Origin of the sequence: Corallococcus sp. AB030 (genome assembly GCF_003668965.1) — a bacterium.
Classification (GTDB): domain Bacteria; phylum Myxococcota; class Myxococcia; order Myxococcales; family Myxococcaceae; genus Corallococcus; species Corallococcus exiguus.
Window position 1 is genome coordinate 1 of record NZ_RAWQ01000357.1, and the last position, 5,145, is coordinate 5,145.

Consider the following 5,145-nt stretch of genomic DNA (forward strand, 5'->3'; position numbering starts at 1 on the left):
TGTGTATAAGAGACAGCTCCCGCCCCCTGCTTGCCCCGGGACGGCCGTCCCGCCAATCCGACTGGCGCCGCGCGTCGGATGGTGGATGGAGCGGCTGGTCACCAGAGGACAGCACCGCCTTTCGTCAGGACCTGGAAGGCCCCCGCGTCAGGGGGCGGACGGATGCGTGTGTTCCCCGCGTCCGGTGGACGGTCCGCGCGTCGGGTGCGCGGCGGGAGGTGTGCCATGGGACGTGTCGCCAAGGTGGTCTCGGTCCGCTCCGCGGGGTCACGCTTCTAGCGTCACCGGCGGCGTCCAGCGCCCGTCCGAAGTCAGCGCCCGTCCGAGCGCTGTCGCGGCCGTGGAGGACGCCTCCGACGTGAGGTCCAGACGGCGTGTCCGCGCGGTGTCGTTCGCGTGCACACCCCGGCCGTGCTCCGGCACGGCCCGCAGGAATCCGTCTTCGTTCATGTCCTCTTCCAAGCATCGCCGTACCCGCACGTCCCTCCGGCGCTCGGGCTCCTCGCTGTTCCATTCCGAAGCTCCGTCCGCGCGTCACCTGCGCGTCCAGTCCACCCTCTCCGAGGACGTCTCGCTGCTCTTCCGGAGCGAGCTGTCCGACCCCCGTCTCGAAGGCGTCGCGCTGACGTCGTGCGAGCTGTCCCCCGAAGGCCGCACCGTGCGCATCGGTTACTCGCTGCCGCACGACGCGAACCCCGCCACCGTGAAGGAGGCCCTCGCCCGAGCGGAGGGCTTCCTGCGCTCGCGGCTCGCGCAGCACCTGAATCTCAAGCGCACCCCGCACCTGCGCTTCGTCCTCGTGGGCACCGCCCCACGCACCGAAGCCGAGGACGGGGGTGACGCATGATGCCCCGCGTCCTCGAAGTCCCACCGGGCGCGGTGCCCCTCCTCGCCTGGGCGCGCACGGTGCCCCCGGCGGCCTTGAAGCAGCTCCAGCAACTCGCCGCGCAGCCCTACGTCACGGAGCACGTGGCGGTGATGCCGGACGTGCACCTCGCGTCGGGCGTGGCGGTGGGCACCGTCTTCGCCACGGAAGCCCACGTCGTCCCCGGCGCGCTGGGCAACGACCTGGGCTGCGGCGTGAGCGCGCACCGCTTCGCCTTCCCCGCCGCTTCACTCTCGCGAGCGGACCTGGAGCGGCTCCTGTCCCAGCTCGCCCGGGTCATCCCGGTGGGGGACGCGGTGCACCGGGGGCGAGGCCTGTCCCTGCCGCCGGGGCTCGAAGCTCCGCCGCTGTCCACCCAGAAGCTCGCGCATGCCTGGGAGCGACTGGCGCCGCGTCACCTGGGCACGCTCGGTGGGGGCAACCACTTCCTGGAGCTGGACCGCGATGGGGCGGGGGACCTCTGGCTGCTCATCCACTCCGGTTCGCGGGGCGTGGGGGGCGCCGTGGGGGAACACCACCAGCGCGTGGCCCAGGTGCTGGGACAGGGCACGCCGCCCGCGCTCGACACCCGCACCGAAGCGGGCCGGGCCTGCGTGAATGACCTGGACCTGGCGTGCCGCTTCGCCCGAGCGAACCGGGACCAGCTCGCCGCCCGGGCCCTGGCGGTGCTGGCGGACGTGCTGGGCGTGGCCCCGGACCCGGACAGCACCGTGGACGTGCACCACAACCACGTCGCCTCCGAGACGCACTTCGGCCGCGCACTCTGGGTCCACCGCAAGGGCGCGGTGGGGCTGGATGCCGGAGCCCGGGGGCTCATCCCCGGCTCCATGGGCACGGCCTCCTACGTCGTCGAAGGGCAGGGGGAGCCCCGCGCCTTCCGCTCCTGCTCGCACGGCGCGGGCCGCGTGCTCACCCGGACGGAGGCCCGCGCCCGCATCCGCCCGGACGCCCTGGTCCACGCCCTGCGCCGCGTGGTGTTCGACCCGGGCCGGACCCGCGCCCTGGTGGAGGAGGCCCCCGCCGCCTACCGGGACCTCACCGAGGTGCTGGAGGACGAGGCGGAACTCGTGACGCCCCGCGTCCGGCTCACGCCCCTGGCCGTGCTGAAGGGCTGAAGAGGGGCCTCAGCTGTCGGGTGGATGACAGCCCGTCCCCCCGGCAGCCTCCCAGGTGGCGTCCGGGGGAGTGATCCACCCCCCGCACTCCATGGACTGAAGGGGGCAGCGTCAGAGTGGGTTCCCGCGCCCGTCAAAGTGCCGTAGTATCGGCCCACGAGTACGCGTGCGAACCTGCTGGGGCGTCGTCTAATGGCAGGACGTCAGACTTTGACTCTGATTATCAAGGTTCGAATCCTTGCGCCCCAGCCACTCCGCTCCGGGGGGACGCGGTCAACGTCGTCCGTCCGGAGGTAGAAGGCGGTGGGCTGATGCCGCAGAAGACGCTCCTGCTGGTCACCGTGGGCAGTCCACCGTCCGCGATCGTGAACGCCTTGCAGGAACCGCTGACGACCCATCTGGGCGTCAGCTCGGTCGTGAGCCGGATGGCGCTGTCCTCCCCGGCCTATGCCTTCAACAAGGACCGCAGCCAGTACCACTGCAACGCCATCATGCGCCGGTTGGGTACGGTGCTGGATGAAGCGCCGCAGGAGCTGGTGATGGGCGTGACGGACGCGGACCTCTTCGAACCGGACTCGCCCTTCGTCTTCGGGCAGGCGGACCGGGAGTCCAAGGTCGCGGTGATGAGCCTGTACCGGCTGCGCCAGGGCGCGGAGGGCGAAACGCTGCGCCGCCGCGTGCAGGTGGAGGCGGTGCACCAGGCCGGGCACCTCATCGGCCTGTCGTACTGCGAGGACTCACGCTGCGTGATGTTCCTCCCGCAGTCCCCGCAGGACATCGACCGCAAGTCGCTGGGCCCCTGCAACGTCTGCCGCAACGAACTGAACCGTCTCAACCGCTGAAGGCGCGTGCGCGCTCCCGGACACGGGGGCGCGTGAATGCCTCCGTGTGCGTTGACGTCTTGTCCGGCGCGCCCTGTAGTGTTCGGGCGCGAAGCGCGCGTGTGACAGGGCCGGCACGGCGGGAGAGACAGCGATGATGGGCATGCGGCGGTTGCTCGGCGGTGTGGTGGCGGTGGGGTTGTTGGGGGCGTGTGAGCCCACGGACTTTGGCGGTGGCGGCACCACGGGTGACGTCCTCTTCGACCGGGGCTTCGCCTTCGTGCGCGGCGACCGGAACATCTACGTGGTGGACGACGACGGCGACCCCAACAGTCCGCAGCGGCTGACGACGGCCGGCGGCGCGTACACGCCCTCCATCTCCAAGAACGGCAACAGCATCGTGTTCGTGCAGCGCTCTGGAAACACGTACTCGCTCCAGACGGTGCCCACCACGGGCGGGCCGGTGGCCACGCTGCTGAGCACCAACGACGCGGCATGCGGCAGCTGCACTGGCTTCCGCGGGCCCACGTTCAGCCCGGATGGCCGCTTCATCGTCTTCGCGTTCGAGCGGACGTCGGGGGCGCTGAGCTCGCTGGCGCGCATCGCGGTGGATGGCAGCGGCTTCGTGGAGTTGACGCCCAACGCGGGCATCGCCTTCGGGTCGCCGTCCTTCTTCCCCAGCGGCAACACGGTGGTGGCGCCCGCGGGCAGCAGTGCCTCCTTCTACAACCAGCTCGCGTTCGTGCCGGCCGGCGGTGGCAGCGCCAACTTCGTGGCGCTGGGCAACGAGGTGCTGGCCATCGCGAACCGCGCGGTGGTGTCCCCGGACGGGCGGCAGGTGGCGCTGGACGGGCGGCTGTCCAACGGCAGCACGCGCATCTTCGTGGGCAACGCGACGGCCAACGGCATCAGCGGCTCCGTGCGGCGGCTGACGGACTACACGGCGAGCACCGTGGAGGAGAGCTTCCCCAGCTGGACGAGCAGCACGGAGCTGGGCTTCCTCTTCAACGACTCCGGCGGTGACCCGAGCATCTACCGCGCCCCGGTGTCTTCCGTGGCCAGCTCCGTGACGCTCGCGGTGCCCGCCGCGGGCGAGCCCTTCTACGGGCCCAACTAAACCGCGCCCTGGGGCCGCGCGGTCCGGGACCCTTCAGCGCGCGTTCATCCACGTGATGAAGGCCAGGGTCAAGAGGACCGCGAGGCCGAAGATCCCGGTCAGGAGGTTGAGGCGCCCGCTCTCCACGTCCGCGCGCTGGTGCCTGTGGGGGGCGTCCGGCAGGTAGAGGAACTCCAGGGGGTCGCCCTCGGACACGGGCTGGGACGGCAACACGTGCCGGTGGATCTTGTACTTGCCGTGGATCTCCGAACCGTCTGGCAGGCGGAAGACGTACTCCACGAACACGTGGTTCACGTTCAACCAGCTTTCGCGGATGCGGACCACCTTGCCCCGGGCGGGCCGTCCGCGCTCCCGCAGCGCCAGGGTGAGCCGGTGCTGGCGCACCAGCATCACCGTCAGCGCCAGGGGCGCCCCCACGAAGAACACCATGAGCAGGATCGCATTGATGGGGAGCATGGATGCCTCAGGATGACGGGGGCGCGGACTCGAAGGCAACGCGGAGGGATTGGCCCTTCCCCCGTCATTGCAAGACGTGCCGTGGTGCTCCGCGCCGTCCGGCAGGGAGAAGACGGACGCCACGGTCCAGGACGAAGCGCGCCAGGGCCACCCTCTGGATGAGGGGGTTCACGGGGAGGGGGCTTCCCGTGCCACATCCTGCCGCTGCTGCTCCTGTACGGCATTCCGCGGAGGCTCGCCGGTCTGGCGCAAGCCCTGCGAGGTGACGGGCTCCAGCGGGGCTCGCGCGTGGCCCTGCGTGGGGTGGGGCATCATCATCTGGTACACGATGTACCCGCCCACGACCATGACGAGCACCAGGACGACCATCGTGGCCACGAGCGTGAGCAGCCCGACTTCCGCCCCTGCGCGTTGATGCTGGCGGGGGTCGTCCGGGAGGTAGGTGACTTCGAGTGGGTCCCCCACCGAGGGATGCGAGCGCAGGGGGCGCCTGCTCAGGCGGAGCGCCTCGTGGTGCTCCGAACCGTCCGGCAGATGGAAGACGTACTCCATGATCACGGAGTTCGACAGGAAGTCCGTGCGCAGGTTGACGACCTCGCCCGGAGCGCGCAGTCCCCGCGCTCGCAGCTCCCGGGTGAGCCGGTGCTGGCGCAGCACCCTCACCATGGTGAACAGGCAGGCCCCCGGGAGGATGGCCCAGATCAGGAACCCGAAGATGAAGGTCATGAATCCTTCAGGATGGGGGAGGGA

General features: G+C 70.8%; 7 protein-coding genes and 1 tRNA gene. 5 read left to right on the forward strand and 3 right to left on the reverse strand.

What is annotated here, in order from left to right; translation table 11 throughout:
* Window positions 1-267 precede the first annotated feature (267 nt).
* Window positions 268-450, reverse strand: coding sequence for a hypothetical protein (locus D7Y15_RS42125; RefSeq protein WP_120577336.1), 183 nt, complete (start codon window positions 448-450; stop codon window positions 268-270).
* On the opposite strand from D7Y15_RS42125, the gene D7Y15_RS42130 reads away from it, so the two are divergent.
* The 5 genes from D7Y15_RS42130 (at window position 449) to D7Y15_RS42150 (ending at window position 3,939) form a co-directional block, all read left to right on the forward strand.
* Window positions 449-847, forward strand: coding sequence for a ribosome-binding factor A (locus D7Y15_RS42130; RefSeq protein WP_169822611.1), 399 nt, complete (start codon window positions 449-451; stop codon window positions 845-847). The two genes, D7Y15_RS42125 and D7Y15_RS42130, sit on opposite strands and share 2 nt — an antisense overlap.
* Complete coding sequence (locus D7Y15_RS42135) at window positions 844-2,001, forward strand: RtcB family protein (protein WP_121756080.1); 1,158 nt, start codon at window positions 844-846, stop codon at window positions 1,999-2,001. The genes D7Y15_RS42130 and D7Y15_RS42135 overlap by 4 nt, the downstream gene beginning before the upstream one ends.
* Before the next feature lie 178 nt (window positions 2,002-2,179).
* Window positions 2,180-2,253, forward strand: a tRNA-Gln gene (locus tag D7Y15_RS42140).
* Window positions 2,254-2,312: 59 nt separating this feature from the next.
* Entirely contained in the window at window positions 2,313-2,843 is a 531-nt protein-coding gene (locus D7Y15_RS42145) for a non-proteolytic archaemetzincin-like protein (RefSeq protein ID WP_120581571.1), read from the forward strand.
* A 133-nt stretch (window positions 2,844-2,976) separates the two neighbouring features.
* Window positions 2,977-3,939, forward strand: a complete 963-nt coding sequence (locus D7Y15_RS42150) for a PD40 domain-containing protein (RefSeq protein WP_120581572.1) — start codon at window positions 2,977-2,979, stop codon at window positions 3,937-3,939.
* A gap of 33 nt (window positions 3,940-3,972) precedes the next feature.
* Here D7Y15_RS42150 and D7Y15_RS42155 read toward each other — a convergent pair whose 3' ends face one another.
* On the reverse strand, window positions 3,973-4,395 hold the full coding sequence (locus D7Y15_RS42155) for a DUF3592 domain-containing protein (RefSeq protein WP_120581573.1): 423 nt from the start codon (window positions 4,393-4,395) through the stop codon (window positions 3,973-3,975).
* Between the two features lie 168 nt (window positions 4,396-4,563).
* On the reverse strand, window positions 4,564-5,145 hold a 582-nt coding region (locus D7Y15_RS42160; RefSeq protein WP_233597537.1), incomplete at its 5' end, for a DUF3592 domain-containing protein.